Genomic DNA, 19,365 nt, shown 5'->3' on the forward strand with positions numbered 1-19,365 from the left:
GCGTCCGTGCATGAGCTGGGATGACGCCGTCGATGGCGTGGACCGCGACACGCCCGGCGGGCGCATGCCGCGCGCCTGGAACGTGGCGGCGCGGCTGCGTGCGGCCAACGACGACATCACCCATGCGCAGGTCGCCGATGGCTTGCCCGCGTATGCCGAGCTGCATTGCCTGTCGGATTTCTCGTTCCTGCGTGGCGCCTCCAGCGCAGAGCAGTTGTTCGTGCGCGCACAGCACTGCGGCTACAGCGCCTTGGCCATTACCGACGAATGCTCGCTGGCCGGCATCGTGCGTGGCCTGGAAGCGTCGCGTGCCACCGGCGTGCGGTTGATCGTCGGCAGCGAATTCACCCTCGTCGATGGCACCCGCTTCGTGCTGCTGGTGGAAAACGCGCAGGGCTATCCGCAGTTGTGTGCGCTGATCACCAGCGCGCGGCGTGCCGCAAGCAAGGGCGCGTATCGGTTGGGGCGTGCCGAAGTGGAAGCGCAGTTTCGCGACGGTGTACCAGGTGTGTTTGCACTGTGGTTGCCCAGCGCGCAGCCGCAGGCAGAGCAGGGCGCCTGGCTGCAACACGTGTTCGGCGAGCGTGCGTTTCTGGCGGTGGAACTGCATCGCGAGCAGGACGATGCCGCACGCCTGCAGGCGCTGCAATCGCTTGCCCAGCAACTGGGCATGACCGCCTTGGCCAGCGGTGATGTGCATATGGCGCAACGCCGCGAGCGCATCGTGCAGGACACCCTGACCGCCATCCGCTACACCCTGCCACTTGCCGAGTGCGGCGCGCATCTATTTCGCAATGGCGAGCGCCATCTGCGTACGCGGCGCGCGTTGGGCAATATCTACCCGGATGCGTTGTTGCAAGCCACGGTGGAGTTGGCGCAACGCTGCATCTTCGATATTTCCAAGATCAGCTACACCTACCCTAAAGAACTGGTGCCGGAAGGGCATACGCCAACCAGTTATCTACGTCAGCTCACCGAAGCCGGAATTCGCAAGCACTGGCCGGGCGGCATCTCGGCAAAGGTGCGCGAGGACATCGAAAAAGAGCTGGCGCTGATTGCGTTCAAGAAGTACGAAGCGTTCTTCCTCACTGTCCAGGATGTGGTGCGCTTCGCGCGCGAGAAAAAAATTCTTTGCCAGGGCCGTGGCTCATCGGCCAATTCGGCGGTGTGTTATGCGCTGGGCATCACCGCAGTCAATCCCGACGAGACGCGTTTGTTGATGGCACGCTTTCTCTCCGAAAAACGCGATGAGCCGCCAGACATCGACGTGGATTTCGAACACGAACGCCGCGAAGAAGTGCTGCAGTACGTCTACAGCAAGTACGGTCGCGAACGTGCGGCGCTGGCGGCAACAGTGATCTGCTATCGCGGCAAGAGTGCGGTACGCGACGTGGCCAAGGCCTTCGGCCTGCCGCCGGACCAGATCGCGCTGCTGGCCAATTGCTACGGCTGGGGCAATGGTGAAACGCCGATGGAACAGCGCATCGAAGAAGCCGGGTTCGCTCTGGCCAATCCGTTGATCAACAAGATCCTTGCAGTGACCGAGCAGCTGCGCGATCACCCACGGCATCTCTCCCAGCATGTCGGCGGTTTCGTCATTTCCGACGAGCCGCTATCGCTGCTGGTGCCGGTGGAAAACGCCGCCATGGCCGATCGCACCATCATCCAGTGGGACAAGGACGATCTGGAAACCATGAAACTGCTCAAGGTCGATTGCCTGGCGCTGGGCATGCTGACCTGCATCCGCAAGACGCTGGAGTTGGTGCGCGGTCACCGCAGGCGCGACTACAGCATTGCCACGCTTCCGGGTGACGATCTCCCAACCTACAAGATGATCCAGCGCGCCGATACGGTCGGTGTCTTCCAGATCGAGTCGCGCGCGCAGATGGCGATGCTGCCGCGGCTCAAACCTGCGGTGTTCTACGACCTGGTGATCGAAGTGGCGATCGTGCGTCCCGGGCCGATCCAGGGCGACATGGTGCACCCGTATCTGCGCAGGCGGCAGGGCCGCGAAGAAGTGAACTATCCATCGCCGGAAGTGGAAGACATCCTCAAACCCACGCTGGGCGTGCCGTTGTTCCAGGAGCAGGTGATGGAACTGCTGATGCATGCCGCCGAGTACACCGAAAGCGAGGCAGACAATCTGCGCCGCTCCATGGCGGCCTGGCGGCGCGGCGGCGACATGGAACAACATCGCACGCGCGTGCGCGAGCGCATGCAGAACAGAGGCTACGCCTCCACCTTCATCGACCAGATCTTTGAACAGATCAAGGGCTTCGGCTCCTACGGGTTTCCGCAAAGCCACGCCGCCTCGTTCGCCAAACTCGTCTATGCCAGCTGCTGGCTCAAACGCCACGAACCGGCGGCCTTCGCCTGCGGGCTGCTCAATTCGCAGCCAATGGGCTTTTATTCGGCCAGCCAGATCGTGCAGGACGCGCGCCGCGGCAGCCCAGAGCGCGAGCGCGTGGAGGTGCTGCCGGTGGACGTGTTGCACAGCGACTGGGACAACACCCTGGTCGGCGGCCGGCCGTGGCGCAGCGACGCCAACCCGGGCGAACAACCGGCGATCCGGCTGGGGATGCGGCAAGTTGCCGGGTTATCGGAAGTGGTGGCACATCGCATTGTCGCTGCACGCACGCAACGGGTTTTCGCCGACATCGGCGACCTGTGCCTGCGCGCGACACTCGACGAAAAAGCGCGCCTGGCCCTGGCCGAAGCCGGCGCCCTGCAGGGTCTGGTGGGCAACCGCAACGCCGCGCGCTGGGCGATGGCCGGCGTGGAAGCGCGGCGACCGTTGCTGCCGGGCAGCCCGGAAGAACGCCCGGTGGAGTTCGAAGCGCCGCGCGCGGGCGAAGAAATCCTGGCCGACTACCGCGCGGTCGGCCTGAGCCTGCGCCAGCACCCGATGGCGCTGCTGCGCCCGCAGATGCGCCAGCGACGCATCCTGGGCCTGCGCGAATTGCAGGGACGCCGCCACGGCAGCGGCGTGCATGTGGCCGGCCTGGTCACCCAGCGTCAGCGCCCGGCCACCGCCAAGGGCACCATCTTCGTCACCTTGGAAGACGAGCACGGCATGATCAACGTCATCGTCTGGTCGCACCTGGCGCTGCGCCGCCGCCGCGCGCTGCTGGAGTCGCGCCTGCTCGCGGTGCGCGGACGCTGGGAACGCGTGGATGGCGTGGAGCACCTCATCGCCGGCGACCTGCACGACCTCAGCAACCTGCTCGGCGAGATGCAGCTGCCCTCGCGCGATTTTCATTGAGCGCTGCCCGCGTGCAGCAGGTATCGGCAGCGCAACACTCCATCGCGTCGATACGCCTGCCCTGATGCCTTCATTCGTGTACTGCAATGCAGGGTGGGTGACCACCTGTGGTGCCGATCACCCGCGCATCGCCGGTATCACAGGCGCCGAGCGACGCCGGGCAGGGCGGAGTTGTCGAGGTCGCTATCGGTGAAGACCCGCCTGAGGCCCGTCCACGCAGGCGTTGTGCACCACGAAACCCGGACGCGCATGAATACTGCCCTGCGTTGGTCACCGACAGCCAACCGGTCTGTGCTACACCATGCAGGCTGGCGCGGCCGCGCTGGCTTATCCCTTCACCCACGAGGCGATCATGAAGTTGGAGGCGCTGTTCGAGCAGTTGCATACCTTGCCCACGGTACCCAAGGTGGCGCAGGACCTGATCCGTCAATTCGACGATCCGCAGACCGATATCGATACATTGGCGCGCAGCATCGAGCGCGATCCGGTAATCGCCGCAAAGGTGCTGCGGCTGGCCAATTCGGCGCGCTTTCACGGCCTGCGCGATTCCACCAGCGTGGAAGACGCCGCGATGCGCCTGGGCTTCAATACGCTGCGCACCCTGGTGCTGGCCTCGGCGATGACTGGCGCCTTCCGCGCCGGCCCGGGCTTCGACCTCAAGGCATTCTGGCGGCACAGTTTCGAAGTGGCCGGCATCTGCCGTCTGCTGGCGCGCCAGCACGGCCTGGACCCGGAAACCGCCTTTACCTGCGGCATGATGCACAACATCGGCGAGCTGCTGATCCAGTCCGGCGCCCCGGATTACGCCAGCCGCATCAACCACGACACCTCGTCGGCCGGCCATGCCGCCGAAGAGACGCTGCAACTGGGCTTCGGCTACCCCGAAGTGGGCGCCGAGCTGGTGCGTCGCTGGCAGTTGCCAGCCGTGATCCAGGAAGCCATTGCCTACCAGGTCCGCCCCGCGGCCGCACCCGACGGCGCGCGCATGCCCTTGCTGGTCGCCCAGGCCGTGCAGGTCTCCGACGCCCTGCATGCCCATGGCGGCGACCCTGTGGCGGCACTGCAGGCGGTACGCGGCCCGCTGATGGACGGCGTGGATCTGGACGCGTTGTTCGCCGCGCTGCCTGAGGTCATCGAAGCCGATCGCGCGTTTGCCGAATTGCTGCATTGATCAGGGCGTGCCGCTGCGTCACTCCAGACGCAGCGGCTCGAACGCGCAGTCCGCCGCGCTTTGGATGTCCTCGCTGCGGGAACAGGCATAGAACTGATCCTGCCCAGGCGCTGGCGCTTGATCGAGCTGCCAGCGGGATGGGTGCTGCAGGGTGACGATCAGGTTGCGTTGCGTCTCCGGCGTCTGGCGATCGAAGTAGGCCAGATCCACCTCCGTGCCACCGCGTAACGTGTAGCTGCAATTGACCAGCACTCCGGTGCTGGGCGCCGCCACGGCGAGGGTGCCGTAGTAGAGCGCTGATGAAAAATGCCGTGGACTGCCCGCGTTGGGTTGCAGGGTACTGGCCCACACGCCGCTCCCGGAGCCGACCTCAAGCCGGACAGGGGCGCGATAGCGTCCGGCCGCGTAGTGCACCGTTTCAGGTGCCGGGCATCGTGCCGCATCCTGAGCGGGCTGCTTGCCGGATGCATCGGCGGCAGCAGGCGGCAACAGCATGCCGGCCAGAATCAACGGTGTCAGTGGACGGATCATGTGTCGGACCTTTCGGCACGCGGCCGCGGTATGCGATGGAAGGCCGATGAAACAGGCTTGGCGGTCAGCGCACGCCGCATCGGCCGGAGCGGGGCGCACAGGCTCCTGTCGACGCGCTGCTGTGCAGGACGATAGCGAGCCCCACGCCCAGGCCGGCGCCGTGTGCGAATCCGTGGCGCCACGGGCGCATCGATCCACACAGGCTGCCGCCAGCTGGCGTCTCCATCGCGCCACGCAAGGCGTCGCCGCCGATGTCGTTGGTGCCGCACGCCATGCCTTGCACACTGTCACGCCGCGGCGCAGCTGGACGGAAACCTGCGTAGACGCTAGCGTGGTGCGGATTTTTTGCCTACAGGGGAACGCCCAATGCGCCATGACGCGCAGCCGCGCCAGCTCACTTTCCGCGCCGTCGTGCTGGCCATCGTGCTGGCGGTGGTGCTTTCGGCCGCCAACGCCTATCTCGGCCTGTTTGCCGGCCTGACCATTGCCACCGCCATCCCGGCAGCGGTGGTGTCGATGGGCGTGCTGCGCCTGCTCGGCGGCGGCACCATCCTGGAGAACAACATCGTCCAGACCGGCGCCTCGGCCGGTTCGTCGATCGCGGCGGGGGTGATCTTCACCATCCCGGCGCTGGTGATCATGGGCTACTGGCCGGACTTCAAGTACTGGTGGGTGCTGGGCATCGCCGGCATGGGCGGTCTGCTCGGCGTGCTGTTCTCGGTGCCGCTACGGCGTTCGATGATCGTCGAAGACCCGCTGCCATTCCCCGAGGGCAAGGCCGCCGCGGAGGTACTCAAGGCCGGCGAAAACCCCGGCCCGGGCCTGAAGATCCTGGCCGCCTCCGGCGCCATCGGCGCGCTGGTCAAGCTCGGTGCGGCCAGCGGCCTGCGCGTGATCCCGGACACCTGGGCGCAGGCCACTTACCTGGGCAGCAGCCGCCTGGTTGGCTATATCGGCACCAACCTGTCGCCGGCGCTGCTGGGCGTGGGCTATATCGTCGGCCTGAATGTCGGCATCGTGGTGCTGTCCGGCTCGATCCTGTCCTGGCATATCGCCATTCCGCTGTATCAGCAGTTCTTCATGGGCAGCGATCCGGCGCTGGCGCAGAGCCTGGCCGGTGCGCCGGCCGCCGATGCGGCGTTCGGCATCTGGGGCGCGAAGATCCGCTACCTCGGTGTCGGCGCGATGCTGATCGGCGGCGTGTGGACGCTGTTCTCGCTGCGCAAGTCGCTGTTTTCCGGCATCAAGAGCGGCTTTGCGGCTGCGCGCAAGAGCAGTGGCGGCGTGGTCGCCGAGACCGAGCGCGACCTGCCGATGAAGTGGATGCTGGTGGCGCTGGTGCTGTGCACGTTGCCGCTGCTGGGTCTGTACCAGGCCATCGTGCAGCAATGGCATGTGTCGATCCCGATGACCATCATCATGATCGTGGCCGGCTTCCTGTTCGTGTCGGTGTCCGGCTACCTGGCCGGGTTGATCGGCTCGTCCAACAACCCGGTGTCCGGCATCACCATCTCCACCATCCTGTTCGCATCGGCGGTGCTGGTGCTGCTGCTGGGCAAGAGCGGCCTGGTGCCGGTGGGCATCGGCGCTGCGCCGCTGGGCGCGGTGGCGGCCATCATGATCGGCGCAGTGGTGTGCTGCGCGGCGGCGGTGGGCGGTGACAACCTGCAGGATCTCAAAGCCGGCTATCTGGTTGGTGCCACGCCGTGGAAGCAGCAGTTGATGCTGGGCATTGGTGCGTTCTCGTGTGCGTTGATCATGGCGCCAGTGTTGAATCTGCTGGCCCAGGCGTATGGCATCGGCCCGGCCACGCCGCAACATCCCAACTCGCTGGGCGCGCCCCAGGCCACCTTGATGGCCTCGGTGGCCAAGGGACTGTTCGGCGGCCAGTTGCCGTGGACCATGATCGCCATCGGCGCCGGCGTCGGTGCGGCGATCATCGCGCTGGACGAATGGTTGAAGGCCACCGGCAAGCGCTTCCGCGTGCCGGTGCTGGCGGCGGCCATCGGTATCTATCTGCCGCTGGAACTGATGGTGCCGATCTTCATCGGTGGCCTGATCGCGCACCTGGTGGAGCGCTTCCACAACATTCGCGCCGACGACGAAGATGGCCGCGACCGCGTGCATCGTCCGGGCGTGCTGTTCGCCGCCGGCCTGATTACCGGCGAGGCGCTGATGGGCATCGCCATTGCCGTGCCGATCGTGCTGTCCAGCCGTGCCGATGTGCTGGCACTGCCGGCCGCCCTGCAGCTCAATCAATGGATCGGCCTGGCCATTCTCGCCCTGGTTGGCTGGCTGCTGTACCGCGTCGGCAAGCGCGGCGAACAGGCCGCCTGAGCCTGCGACAGACACGGCGCATGCGATGCATGCGCCGTCCTGGCAGGCGCGCAAGGCGACCTGCCCGCAGCGGATGTCGCTGCCATCATCTGCATCATCCCCACGCACCGCCGCTGCAAACTCCATCGACGGTCCCTGACGGCACCTCGTCGTCTGCGGCCTGTCTTTGCGCCGACTTTATGCCGGGTCCAGCGCTCATGCATAGCGCCTTTATGCCGCCGCTGCGTATCGTGCCGTCTCCCGCACGGATGATGCGCCACCACTGCCGCAAGCCTGGATCGACCCCGCTGATCTCCGCGCAATAAGCCATCGCGCCGCCGCTGCTGCCGACAAAAACGTTAGCCCAATCACACTGCGCTCCTTTCAAGGCACGGTTGCGGCCGCTTTTTGTCTGGCGAGCTCGACAGTTCGATAGGATCGACCAGACGTCGCCGTTTGGGCGGCGTGCAGTCGATCCACCTCTCCACGCGCATTCCCCCCACTCACTGCTGGCCTGTTGTGTCCTGGCCCAGCGCTCTGCCATGGAGTTACTGCAATGCTGACTGTTATTTCCGGTATTTCCGGTTCTTCTTCCCGCGCACCCCGCATCTCGCTGCTGACCATCGCCGTGGCCGGCATGCTGTGCGGCCTGGCCACTCAAGCGCAGGCGCAAGACGCCACCGAAGCGGCGCTCTGCACCGATCGGCCGACCAAGGCCAATTCCACCTGTACCGTGCCGACCGGCGCCTGGCAGCTGGAAACCGATATCGGCAGCTACACCCGCGACAGCCAGCCCGGCACACGCATCGAAACCTCGGTGTTTACCAATCCCACGCTCAAGTACGGCGTCAGCGACCGCATCGATCTGCAGCTCAACTGGGCACCACAACTGCAGGTCAAGAGCACCGATCGCGCCACCGGCGCACGCAGCAGCCTGAGCGGCGGTGGCGACATCTATCTGCGCATGAAGGCGCGTTTCTACGAAAGCGACACCGCCACCGTGGCGGTCCTGCCGTTCGTCAAGGCGCCGACCGCCCGCACCGGCCTGGGCAACGACGAGTGGGAAGGCGGCGTCGCTCTGCCGATCAACTTTGCGTTGCCTAACAGCTTCTCGTTGACCTTCGGCCCGGAGCTCGACTGGTTGGCCGACAGCGATGGCAGCGGCAAGCACATCGCGGTGATCAATGCGATCAACCTGGCCCACCCGCTCACGCCGAAGCTGTCGATGGCGGTGGAGGTGTGGTCCTCGATCAACCGCGATCCTGCACAGACGGTCGAACAGTATTCGGCCGACATCGCCGCGGCGTATCTGCTCAACCCGCTGTTGCAGCTGGACGTGGGCGCCAACTTCGGCCTCAACGACCGCACCCCGGACGCGCAGGTGTATGTGGGCATGTCGCACCGCTTCTGATGCGCTGCCGCCCGTGCCGCCCATAGGCGGCATGGGCAATGCGCGCGACGGCGTGCCGCGCCACTTCACGCCGCATGACGTCCTGCCTTTGCGCGTGCGCCGCAGCAACGCCTACCATCGGCGTTTTGCCGTTGCGGGAATTATCGATGAAGCTGCGTCACGCCGTATTGCCCTTGTGTTTGCTGGCCGCCTTGCCAGACCTTGCCGCCGCGCGCGGTTTCGATGTGCGCGACATGGTGGCACTGGACCGGGTGTCCTCACCCACGCTCACGCCCGATGGCGGCAGCGTGCTGTTCGCCAAACGCCAGGCCAAGACCAGCAATGGCAAGCCGGCCACCAGCCTGTGGGTGCGCAATCTGCGCACGCGCGATCTGGCGCCACCCAAGCGGCTGACCCCGGAAGGCTGGAACGTCAACAGCCCGGCGTTGTCGCCCGATGGCAAGACGGTGTACTTCCTCAGCAGCAAGTCCGGCAGCCAGCAACTCTATGCGCAGCCGCTGGCCGGCGGCACCCCGCAGCAACTCACCGCCTTTGCGGTGGATGTGGACAGCTACAAGCTCTCGCCCGAGGGCAAGCGCATCGTCTTCAGTGCGGGCGTGTTCCAGGACTGCGGTTCGGACCTGGGCTGCACCAAGAAGCGGCTGGGCGAGCTCAAGAACAGCAAAGCCAGCGGCGTGGTGTACGACCAGCTCTTCGTGCGGCATTGGGACACCTGGAACGATGGCCGCCGCAATACCTTGTTCGTGGCCGACCTGCCAGCGGCAGGCGGCAAGGCCGTGGTCGGGGCGTCGGCCATCAGTGCCACGCTGGCTGGCGACGCGCCCTCCAAGCCGTTTGGCGGCAACGACGACTACACCTGGTCGCCCGATGGCAGCACCGTGGTGGCCAGTGTGCGCATCCCACAGCCGCATGGCCCGGAAGCGGGCAAGAATGCCAAGGCCGGCGCCAAGCCCACCGGCAACGACGAGCCGTGGCAGACCAACTTCGATCTGTATCGCCTGGATGCCAGCGGCAAGTCTGCACCGGTCAACCTCACCGCGGCCAATCCGGCCTGGGATGCCGGCCCGGTGTTCAGCACCGACGGCAAGACGCTGTACTACCGCGCCATGAAGCGCCCAGGGTTCGAGGCCGATCGCTTCGGCCTGATGGCGATGGACGTGGCCAGCGGCAAGACGCGCGAGATCGCGCCGAAGTGGGATCGCTCCGCCGGTGAGATCGTCTTGAGCGAGGACGGTACCAGCCTGTACACCAGCGCCGACGAGCTCGGCGAGCACCCGTTGTTCAAGATCGACATCGCCACCGGCGCCACGACCAAGCTGGTCGGCGAGGGCGCGGTGCACGCACCGACGCTGGCCGGAACCACGCTGGCGTTTACCCGCAACTCGCTCAAGAGCGGCGACCAAATCTTCGTGAGCGACCTGCAGGGCCAGGGTCAGCGTGCGATCAGTCAGAGCGCCGGCGAGCAGCTGCCCGACGTGCAGTTTGGCGACTACGAGCAGTTCCAGTTCAAGGGCTGGAACAATGACACCGTCTACGGCTACGTGGTCAAGCCGTACAACTATCAGGAAGGCAAGACCTACCCGGTGGCGTTCCTGATCCATGGCGGTCCGCAGGGCAGCTTCGGCAATGGCTGGAGCAACCGCTGGAATCCGCAGACCTACGCCGGCCAGGGCTACGCGGTGGTGATGATCGACTTCCACGGCTCCACCGGCTATGGCCAGGAATTCACCGATGCGATCAGCCAGCACTGGGGCGACCGCCCGCTGGAAGACCTGCAAAAGGGCTGGGCCGCCGCGCAGAGACAGTACGGCTTCCTCAATGGTGACAAGGCCTGCGCGCTGGGCGCCAGCTACGGCGGCTACATGGTCTATTGGATGGCGGGCAACTGGAATCAGCCGTGGAAGTGCCTGGTCGACCACGACGGTGTGTTCGACAACCGCACCATGGGCTACGCCACCGAAGAACTATGGTTCAGCGAATGGGAAAACGGCGGCACGCCGTGGCAGAACCCGGCCGGCTACGAGAAGTTCAACCCGGTGCTGCACGTGGACAAGTGGAAGGTGCCGATGCTGGTCATCCACGGCCAGCAGGATTTCCGCATCCCGGTCGAACAGGGGCTGGCCGCGTTCACCGCGCTGCAGCGCAAGGGTATCGACTCCAAGTTCCTGTACTTCCCGGATGAGAACCACTGGGTGCTCAAGCCGGACAACAGCATCCTGTGGCACGACACCGTCAACGGCTGGTTGAAGCAGCACATCGGGCAATAAGCCGGCGATACCGGCACGCCGCGCAATGCGGCGTGCCGGTCTTCATCGATAGGCACGCTGCAACGTTGGTTTACAAACAGCAGCGCGACAAGTGTGCGCACGCAACCGCGACACATGCGGCTACGTGCGCCGCGGTCGGTCCGCAGCATGCAGCGATCGCTGCTACAGCTGCATTGCTGTCGGGTTCGCTTGCGGGCACGCACGTTACGCCGAGACGAGCGCTGTCGGGTGCGCTTGCGGGCGCGCCAAACAGTGTCATGACGAAACGGCGGCTGATCGCGCACGGGCATCATCGCCCAGGCGTCATGTCGACGTGTCAAAATAGCGCTTCTTTAACTTTCCCAGTCCCTGCAGGATCGCAAGGATCTTCCGTATGCGCACGTTCGCCCGTCCCGCCCTGCTGGGCCTCGCCCTGATCTTCAGCCCTGCCTGGAGCGCCGCGCCGCGGACGGCAGCTGGCGCACCTGCGCGTGTGCCGGCACCTGCGGCGCCCGTGGCCGCAGCGGAGGCGGCCGACAGCGAGCTGCTGGTGCCGCTGCCGGCAACACTGAAGTCGGGCATGAACTACCGCGCGTTCTCGCAGGCGATTGCCGAACAGGGCTGGCAGCCGGTGGATCCGCTTGCAGCCGACAGCTGCATGGCGGCGGGCGACTGCGAAATCGAATTTGTGGCACCGGCTGCCGGTGCGCGTCTGCGCGTGCAGGTGGGGTCGCACTCGGGTGCGGCCGTGGTGCAAAGCTGGGCGGCGCGGCGCACGCCGGCCGATCGTCTGGGCGCGACGAGTGCTTCGCTCGACACCTCCAAGGCCGCTCCCGCTGCAGCCACGGCCACCGTGGCCGAAGAGCCGCGCTGACCTCCTGCAAGCCGTGCGGCCTGCGCGGCGTATCATGAAGCGGCGCGGCGATGCTGTTCGCCGAGATGGCTGCGTCGTTTTCTTGCCGCCGCGTCTTTCCTGCTCACGAGCCCACCGTCCTGCATGAAGAGCATCGATCCTGCCGATCTGGAAGCGTTGTTCGATGCCGTGCCGGACGTGCTGTTCTTCGTCAAGGATCGCGAGGGCCGCTATACCCACGTCAACCAGACCATGCTGCGGCGGCTTGGCCTGAAATCGCGCAAGGAGCTGATCGGCAAGCGCGTGGCCGAGGTATACCCGAGCGGCCTGGGTGCCAACTACGCCAACCAGGATGAGCAGGTGCTGGCCGGCGAGGTGATCGACAACCTGCTGGAGCTGCACCTGTTCGCCAACCGCGAACCGGGTTGGTGTCTCACCTGCAAGCGCCCGCTGCTGGTGGATGGCAAGGTGCAGGGCATCATCGGCATCTCACGCGATCTCGGTCCGCAGGACGGGCACGAGTCGCAGTACGAAAAATTGCGGCTCGCACTGGCCTACCTCAACGCCAACTACGCGCAGAACGTGCGCATGCAGGCGCTGGTGGAAATCACCGGGTTTTCGATGTCCAAGCTGCAACGCTCGTTCCGCAAGGTGTTCCAGCTCACTCCGCAGCAGGTATTGGCCAAGTTGCGGCTGCAGATGGCTATGCATCTGCTGCACGGCGACAAGAGCCTGACCGAAATCGGCCACGCCTGCGGCTTCAGCGATCAAAGCGCGTTTGCGCGGCAATTCAAGCAGGCCGTGGGCATGACGCCGCGCGAGTATCGTGCGCTGGCGAATGCGCAACGGTTTGCTGTCGAAGCGGTGTAGAGCTGCAGACCACACGACTGCACCGCTGTGGAGTATGCGTGGCTAGTTCCAGCATCTCTCTTCCAATGTTCAACATCTAAACGATGGGTCGGTCGAGGGCGCGGTGCCCTCACCGCTTGCGGGACACGCCGTGAATCCGTCCGTGGAGGCTCGGTGGCGGCATCCATGCCGCCACACGGTCCCGCAATCGGCGAGGGCACCGCACCAGACAGTGTGCTGGTGACGTCGTTGAAGGACGAAAGCACCGCACCGGATAGTTGGCTAATGGTTTTGTTGAAGAGCGAAGAAGCCACGCCACGCGACTTGCCAATCGCTTATCAAAGCGCTGCGCATCAACTACACACCGCGCATCGACCATCTCCACTGGTCCTTGCCCGCCCACCGTCGCGGGACCCTTGGCGGCATGGATGCCGCCACGGAGCTTACAGGGACGTACTTGCAGCGTGTCCTGCGATGGTGGGCGGGCAAGGACCCTGCAGCAAAATGCAGAGCTAGCACTCCGCAGCTGATCTTCCGCGCTGTCAACGTACTTTATGGCGATCAGCATCGGCGTTCTGGTCTTGCTGGTTCAGTCAAACGCTGAGTCGGTCGAGGGCGCGGTGCCCTCACCGCTCGCGGGACACGCCGTGAATCCGTCCGTGGAGGCTCGGTGGCGGCATCCATGCCGCCACACGGTCCCGCAATCGGCGAGGGCACCGCACCAGACAGTGTGCTGGCGACGTCGTTGAAGGACGAAAGCACCGCACCGGATAGTTGGCTGATGGTTATGTTGAAGAGCGAAGAAGCCACGCCACGCGCCTTGCCGATCGCTTATCAAAGCGCTGCGCATCAACTACACACCGCGCATCGACCATCTCCACTGGTCCTTGCCCGCCCACCGTCGCGGGACCCTTGGCGGCATGGATGCCGCCACGGAGCTAAATGGACGTACTTGCAGCGTGTCCTGCGGTGGTGGGCGGGCAAGGGCCCTGCAGCAAAGGCGAAGATGATCCGCTTTCCACCTGTTCTGCCGGTATTGAGCAGTCAGGTCGAGACGGCTGCACTGTGCGTATCGCGATCGCTTGGCTGTCTTCACGTCTGGTCGAATGCGCGGTGCCCTCACCGCTTGCGGGACACGCCGTGAATCCGTCCCTGGAGGCTCGGTGGCGGCATCCATGCCGCCACACGGTCCCGCAATCGGTGAGGACACCACGCCAGACAGTTGGTTGGTGGTTTTGTCGAAGAGCGAAGGTCAACGCATCGCCAGCCTGCTGTTCGCTGGTCGCTGGTTGAGATCCATGCGCACCGACCAACTCCACTGGTCCTTGCCCGCCCACCGTCGCGGGACCCTTGGCGGCATGGATGCCGCCAAGGAGCTACATGGACGTACTTGCAGCGTGTCCTGCGATGGTGGGCGGGCAAGGGCCCTGCAGCAAAATGCAGAGCTAGCACTCCGCAGCTGATCTTCCGCGCTGTCAAGGTACTTCATGGCGATCAGCATCAGCATCAGCATCAGCGTCTTGCAGGTTCAGCCAAATGCGGCGTCGATCGAGGGCGCGGTGGCCTTGACCCATGCAATCAACAGCGCGCTCAACGCCTCCGGCGCTGCATCTTCATCGCTGCCTGCGGAAACAACTTGGGCGCGAAACGGCTACTGGAAAGCCGCTCGCGCCCAAGCCTGCATCTGCCAACCAGCCGCGATTACGCCAGCATGCGCACCTTCGGCTCGCGTGCCCACTGGCGGGTCTTTGCCGCCGCGATGAAGGCCTTGGTATCGGCGGCAGAAACGATGCCCGCGTCCTTGCCGACGTTGCCGGCCTTGAGCAGCAGTTGCGCACCGTCGTCGAAGGCGATCGCCTTCAGATGCGCCCAGGCGTTGCTGACGAAATCCAGCGCCGCCGATTCGTTGGTCAATGCCTTGGCCGCTTCCGACGACAGCAATACCGCCACCGCATCGAAGATGATCGACGGGGTGCCGGCCAGCTGGCCATCGGCCGCCAGTTGCTTGCCATCGCTGAGCTTGGCGCCACCCAGTTTGGGTGCCACGATCTTGACCGTGGCGCCGGCCGCTTCCGCCGCCTTGCGCACTGCCTTGATCGCCGCAGCATCCGAGCCGTCGTGGATCAGGATGCCGACCGTGCGGCCTTGCAGGGTGTCCTTCATCTTGCCGATCAGCTGCAACGCCGGCGACAACGGCATGTCGGTGGGCGCAACGGCCGCTGGCGGCGCGGGCGGCAGCGTGGTCATGCCCATGCCGTCGGCCACGCGCTTGGCCAGGCTTTCATCGATGTGGCGCAGATGGCCGACAACAGCCTCGCGCACGTGCGCGGTTTCGACCTTGGACAGTTCAAACACCAGCGCCGATGCCACGTGTGCCTGCTCCGGTGCGGTCTGGCTGCGGAAGAACATGCGCGCCTGGCTGTAATGATCGGCAAAGCTGTCCGCACGCACGCGGCCCTTGGCGCCGTCTTCGGCTGGCGTGGCGTGGCTGGGGAATCCACGCAGCGCCTCGCGCGGCGCATCTGCCTGCAGCGAGCTCGGTTCATAGGCCACGCGGCCCTTCGGCACGCCCATCTGCATGTGGCCATCGCGTTGGTTGTTGGCGAACGGGCACTTGGGTGCGTTGATCGGAATCTGGTGGAAATTCGGCCCGCCCAAACGGCTGAGCTGCGTATCCAGATACGAGAACAGGCGCCCCTGCAGCAGCGGATCGTTGCTGAAGTCGATGCCGGGCACGATGTTGGCCGGGCAGTACGCCACCTGCTCGGTCTCGGCAAAGAAGTTGTCCGGCCAGCGGTCCAATACCATGCGCCCGACGATCTGCAGCGGCACCAGTTCTTCCGGAATGACCTTGGTCGAATCCAGGTGGTCGAACGGGAATGCCTCGGCCTCGGCCTCGGTGAACAGCTGCACGCCCAATTCCCATTCCGGGAAGTCACCGTTCTGGATCGCTTCGAACAGGTCGCGGCGCTGGAAGTCCGGGTCGGCGCCGGCGATCTTCACCGCCTCGTCCCAGATGGTCGATTGCAGGCCAAGCTTGGGACGCCAATGGAATTTGACGAAGGTGCTCTCACCGGCTTCATTGAGCAGGCGGAAGCTGTGGATGCCGAAGCCTTCGATCATGCGCAGCGAACGCGGAATGGTGCGGTCGCTCATCGCCCACATGATCATGTGCATGGATTCGGGCGTGAGCGAGACAAAATCCCAGAACGTGTCGTGCGCGCTGGCGGCCTGCGGAAAGCCACGGTCAGGCTCCATCTTTACTGCATGGATCAGGTCCGGGAACTTCATCGCATCCTGGATGAAGAACACCGGGATGTTGTTGCCGACCAGATCCCAGTTGCCTTCCTTGGTGTAGAACTTCACTGCGAACCCGCGCACGTCGCGCGGCGTGTCCACCGAGCCGGCGCCGCCTGCCACGGTGGAAAAGCGCGTGAACAGCGGTGTTTTTTCGCCGACCTCGGTGAAGATCTTGGCCGTGGTGTACTGGCTCAACGATTTGGTCAGCTCGAAATAGCCATGCGCCGCGCTGCCGCGCGCATGCACGATGCGCTCAGGAATACGCTCGTGATCGAAGTGGGTGATCTTCTCGCGAAGGATGAAGTCTTCCAGCAACGTCGGCCCACGCGGCGTGGCGCGGAGCGAGTTCTGGTTGTCGCCAACCGGGATGCCTTGATTGGTGGTCAGTTGCGGATGCGAGCCGCCGGCCTTTTGATGCAGTTCGTCGCCGCGACCGCGCGACACATCGGCGGTGGCGCTTGCGGTAGCGGCGGCAGGAACCTGCGCGGGTTTACTGGGGGACTTGGCCATGGGACTCCACTCTGGCGAGCTGATTGCGGGCTGAGCCGCAGAGCGTGCGAGTGGCGCTGTTAACTGCATGTGTCTGCTTGAGAACGAATACTCACATCTGCGCAGAACCCTGCAGCGCGTCGCAGCGCTTTGTTGCGCGCGTCACGTCAATGGGCACATGCACCGAATGACGTGCATGCGCAGGGCGAAGTTACAGCAGATCCAACGGCTGCTTGCGCGTTGGCGCAGGGAAGCTGCGGTCCAGCTCGGCAAGATCGTCGTCATCCAGCTGCAATGCACAGGCGGCGGCGTTCGCGCGCACATGCTCCGGCGTGCCCGACTCGGGAATGGCGATGACCTTGCCGCTGCGAGTCGCCCACGCCAGTGCGACGGCAGTGGCCGCCACGCCGCGTCGCGCACCGATGGCCTGCAAGGTTGAGTGGCCGAGCAGGGCGCGGCTACCCAGTGGCGAGTACGCCATCACTGTCACCTGATGGTCGGCGCACCACGGCAGCAGATCGAATTCGATGCCACGGCTGCCGGCGTGGTACAGCACCTGGTTGACCAGGCAGCGGTGTCCGCCATCGATGGACCACAATTCTTCCATGTCATCGACATCGAAGTTGGATACGCCCCAGTCGCGGAGCTTGCCGGCATCGCGCAAGGCTTCGAACGCATCGACCACCTCGGCCAGCGCGCTGCCGCCGCGCCAATGCAGCAGGTACAGGTCCAGCGTGCGCACACCCAGCCGCTGCAGGCTGGCCTCGCAGGCGCGCGCAATACCGCGCGCGCTGGCATTGCTGGGCAATACCTTCGACACCAGATACGGCGGCTGCCTGCTGTCGATGGCCTGGCCGACCAGCTGCTCCGAGCGGCCATTGCCATACATCTCGGCGGTATCGATCAGCCGCATGCCCAACTGCTGCCCGACCTGCAACGCATCGATCTCCTGCTGCGACGGATGCCGGCCCTGGCCCAGATTCCACGAACCCAGCCCGAGTGCCGGTAACTCGCGCCCGTGACGCAGGCGCACCTGGGGACAGGAAGGTGACGGGGCGATGGACATGGATGGCTCCTCTGCGGTGATGGCGGTTGGTCGTGTGTCCGGTGCGACGGGCGACGTGCGACGTGCATGCACGGTTGCGGGCGCCTGCCGGTATCGCGCGGCAGCGGTCCTATCGTTGAGCAGCGTGCGTTACGTCGGGCTGATGCTGTTGCGAAGGCGATGGGACGTTCGCCGTGGCAGCGCGCGTCTGTGCGTCCCAGAACCCACAGCGGTGCCCTTGCACGAAGTCCGGCGTTGCGCCGATCCGGGCGGGCGACAAGGTCAGCGGTGTCTGGCCATCGAATCGCGGCCACTGCGGGCGGCCATGACCGTTCGGATCGCCGGTACGCGCGAACGCGCCCCAGTAGTCCTGCAACGTGTCGGAGAACGCCTGTTGCGCCGGGCTGAACTGCGGATCGCCGCTGAGCACCCAGGGGCGCTGAAACAGATACACCAGCTCGGAGGCGTGGAAGGCGCCCAGCGCCGGCGAGAACGGCAGGCGCAGCAGCCCGTACGGCGCCTGCGGGTCATCGAACTCGTATGCGTACACCGGGGCCTGCGTGCGCAATGCCTGGCCCAGCCGGCGCGTCGGACAGGCGAAACCGCCGTCGGTGACGATGTCGGCAAACGCCTCCCAGCGCGAGTGCGTGGCGACATCGGCGTACTGCGCCATGATCGGCGCCGCAGACGCGTGCATGCGTTGGATGCGTGCCTCGTAGCCACTGCGCGAGGTGAGCTTGCCAAGGTAGGACAGCAGCTGCGCGAACAGGCGTCCCTCATCGCGGTTATTGCCGATCAGTACCGGCACCTGTGCGTGTTGCGCGCTTGCGATCGCCTGTGCAGGTGGCAGCGGCAGTACATCGCCGCCGGCCATCGGCGCCCACGCATCGCGGCCGGTCAGGCCGCGTCGCTGCGGCGTTGCATCGGCCAATGCATCGGCCGGAAGCGCGCGCAGGCATGCTGCAACGTCGGCCGTGTGCGTGCAGCCAAGCGCCTGCGCCATGCGCACACCGCCGTGTTCGGCTTCATCGTGGGTCACGCTGGAATCGGCGGCCAGGCAGCTGCCGCTTTGCAGGATGGCACGCTGGAACAGCCCTTTGGCCGTTGGCGAAGCGAGCTGATAACAGATGCTCCATGCGCCGGCGGATTCGCCGAACACGCTGACGTTGTGCGCATCGCCGCCGAACCCGGCGATATTGCGTTGTACCCAGCGCAGCGCGGCCTGCTGGTCGAGCAGCGCATACGCGCCTTCGCCCTCGCCACGCAGACCAGGGTGCGCAAGAAAGCCGAACACGCCCAGCCGGTAGTTGGGCGCCACCACGATGACATCCTGGCGCGCCGCCAGTGCGCTCAGGTCGTAATCCGCATTGCTGCCCAGCTCCAGCGCACCGCCATAGATCCATACCATCACCGCGCGTGGATGCGCGGGGGCCGGGCCGGGCGGGGCATAGATGTTCAGCGTGAGGCAGTCCTCGGAGACATGCGTGCGCCCGATGCGATAGCGCGGCAGGCAGGCGGGCCCTGCGTGCGTGGCATCGCGCACGTCCTTCCAGGCCGGCACCGGTTGTGGCGCGCGAAAGCGCAATGTGCCCACCGGCGGCGCTGCGAACGGTATCCCCAGGAAGACGTTGCCGTGCGCGCTGGCCACGCCGCGCACCGGCCCGGCGTCGGTCTGCACCACCGCCGCACGCGCATCGTGCGCCTGCACCAGTGCCGGCACCTCGCCGGGACGACGCGGCGCGCAGCCGCTCAACATGCAGGCGGCCAGCAGCACGGCGCCGAGATGTTTCAGTTCAAGCATGTGCGAGGCTCTGCCAGTGCGGTAAGGACGTCCGCCATCATCCCGACTGCACGTGTAGGCCAGGCAAATGAACGACGCGCCTTGCGCGCAA

11 protein-coding genes are annotated in these 19,365 nt (G+C 65.6%); 7 read left to right on the plus strand and 4 right to left on the minus strand.

Annotated features, from left to right (window positions below; genetic code table 11):
* Positions 1–10: 10 nt before the first annotated feature.
* The gene (locus RZV17_RS06015) at positions 11–3,262 is read left to right on the plus strand and encodes an error-prone DNA polymerase (protein WP_355607914.1); all 3,252 of its coding nucleotides are present in this window, start codon (positions 11–13) and stop codon (positions 3,260–3,262) included.
* A gap of 352 nt (positions 3,263–3,614) precedes the next feature.
* On the plus strand, positions 3,615–4,433 hold the full coding sequence (locus tag RZV17_RS06020) for an HDOD domain-containing protein (RefSeq protein ID WP_184439799.1): 819 nt from the start codon (positions 3,615–3,617) through the stop codon (positions 4,431–4,433).
* Positions 4,434–4,451: 18 nt separating this feature from the next.
* Here the strand turns inward: RZV17_RS06020 and RZV17_RS06025 are convergent, their stop codons facing one another.
* Positions 4,452–4,943 carry a DUF3757 domain-containing protein gene (locus tag RZV17_RS06025; RefSeq protein WP_355607922.1) on the minus strand — a complete coding sequence of 164 codons (492 nt, stop codon included), beginning with the start codon at positions 4,941–4,943 and terminating at the stop codon, positions 4,452–4,454.
* 387 nt (positions 4,944–5,330) lie between these two features.
* On the opposite strand from RZV17_RS06025, the gene RZV17_RS06030 reads away from it, so the two are divergent.
* The 5 genes from RZV17_RS06030 to RZV17_RS06050 all read left to right on the plus strand — a co-directional run bounded on the left by RZV17_RS06030 (position 5,331) and on the right by RZV17_RS06050 (position 12,660).
* Positions 5,331–7,301, plus strand: coding sequence for an OPT family oligopeptide transporter (locus RZV17_RS06030; RefSeq protein WP_047694232.1), 1,971 nt, complete (start codon positions 5,331–5,333; stop codon positions 7,299–7,301).
* A gap of 535 nt (positions 7,302–7,836) precedes the next feature.
* Positions 7,837–8,691, plus strand: a complete 855-nt coding sequence (locus tag RZV17_RS06035) for a transporter (protein ID WP_355607925.1) — start codon at positions 7,837–7,839, stop codon at positions 8,689–8,691.
* A 146-nt stretch (positions 8,692–8,837) separates the two neighbouring features.
* Entirely contained in the window at positions 8,838–10,958 is a 2,121-nt protein-coding gene (locus RZV17_RS06040) for a S9 family peptidase (RefSeq protein WP_355607928.1), read from the plus strand.
* A 373-nt stretch (positions 10,959–11,331) separates the two neighbouring features.
* Positions 11,332–11,811 (plus strand): hypothetical protein, encoded by a 480-nt coding sequence (locus RZV17_RS06045; protein ID WP_355607931.1) that lies wholly within the window; start codon positions 11,332–11,334, stop codon positions 11,809–11,811.
* Between the two features lie 123 nt (positions 11,812–11,934).
* Complete coding sequence (locus RZV17_RS06050; protein WP_039413302.1) at positions 11,935–12,660, plus strand: AraC family transcriptional regulator; 726 nt, start codon at positions 11,935–11,937, stop codon at positions 12,658–12,660.
* Positions 12,661–14,340: 1,680 nt separating this feature from the next.
* Here RZV17_RS06050 and RZV17_RS06055 read toward each other — a convergent pair.
* From RZV17_RS06055 to RZV17_RS06065, 3 genes are all read right to left on the minus strand, one after another.
* Positions 14,341–16,449, minus strand: coding sequence for a catalase (locus tag RZV17_RS06055; protein WP_047694238.1), 2,109 nt, complete (start codon positions 16,447–16,449; stop codon positions 14,341–14,343).
* A gap of 190 nt (positions 16,450–16,639) precedes the next feature.
* A complete protein-coding gene (locus tag RZV17_RS06060) occupies positions 16,640–17,494 on the minus strand; it encodes an aldo/keto reductase (protein WP_355607935.1) in 855 nt (284 codons plus the stop codon).
* Positions 17,495–17,603: 109 nt separating this feature from the next.
* The gene (locus RZV17_RS06065) at positions 17,604–19,274 is read right to left on the minus strand and encodes a carboxylesterase family protein (RefSeq protein WP_355607938.1); all 1,671 of its coding nucleotides are present in this window, start codon (positions 19,272–19,274) and stop codon (positions 17,604–17,606) included.
* Between the last annotated feature and the right edge of the window lie 91 nt (positions 19,275–19,365).

The organism is Xanthomonas cannabis (assembly GCF_040616535.1).
Taxonomy (GTDB): domain Bacteria; phylum Pseudomonadota; class Gammaproteobacteria; order Xanthomonadales; family Xanthomonadaceae; genus Xanthomonas; species Xanthomonas cannabis.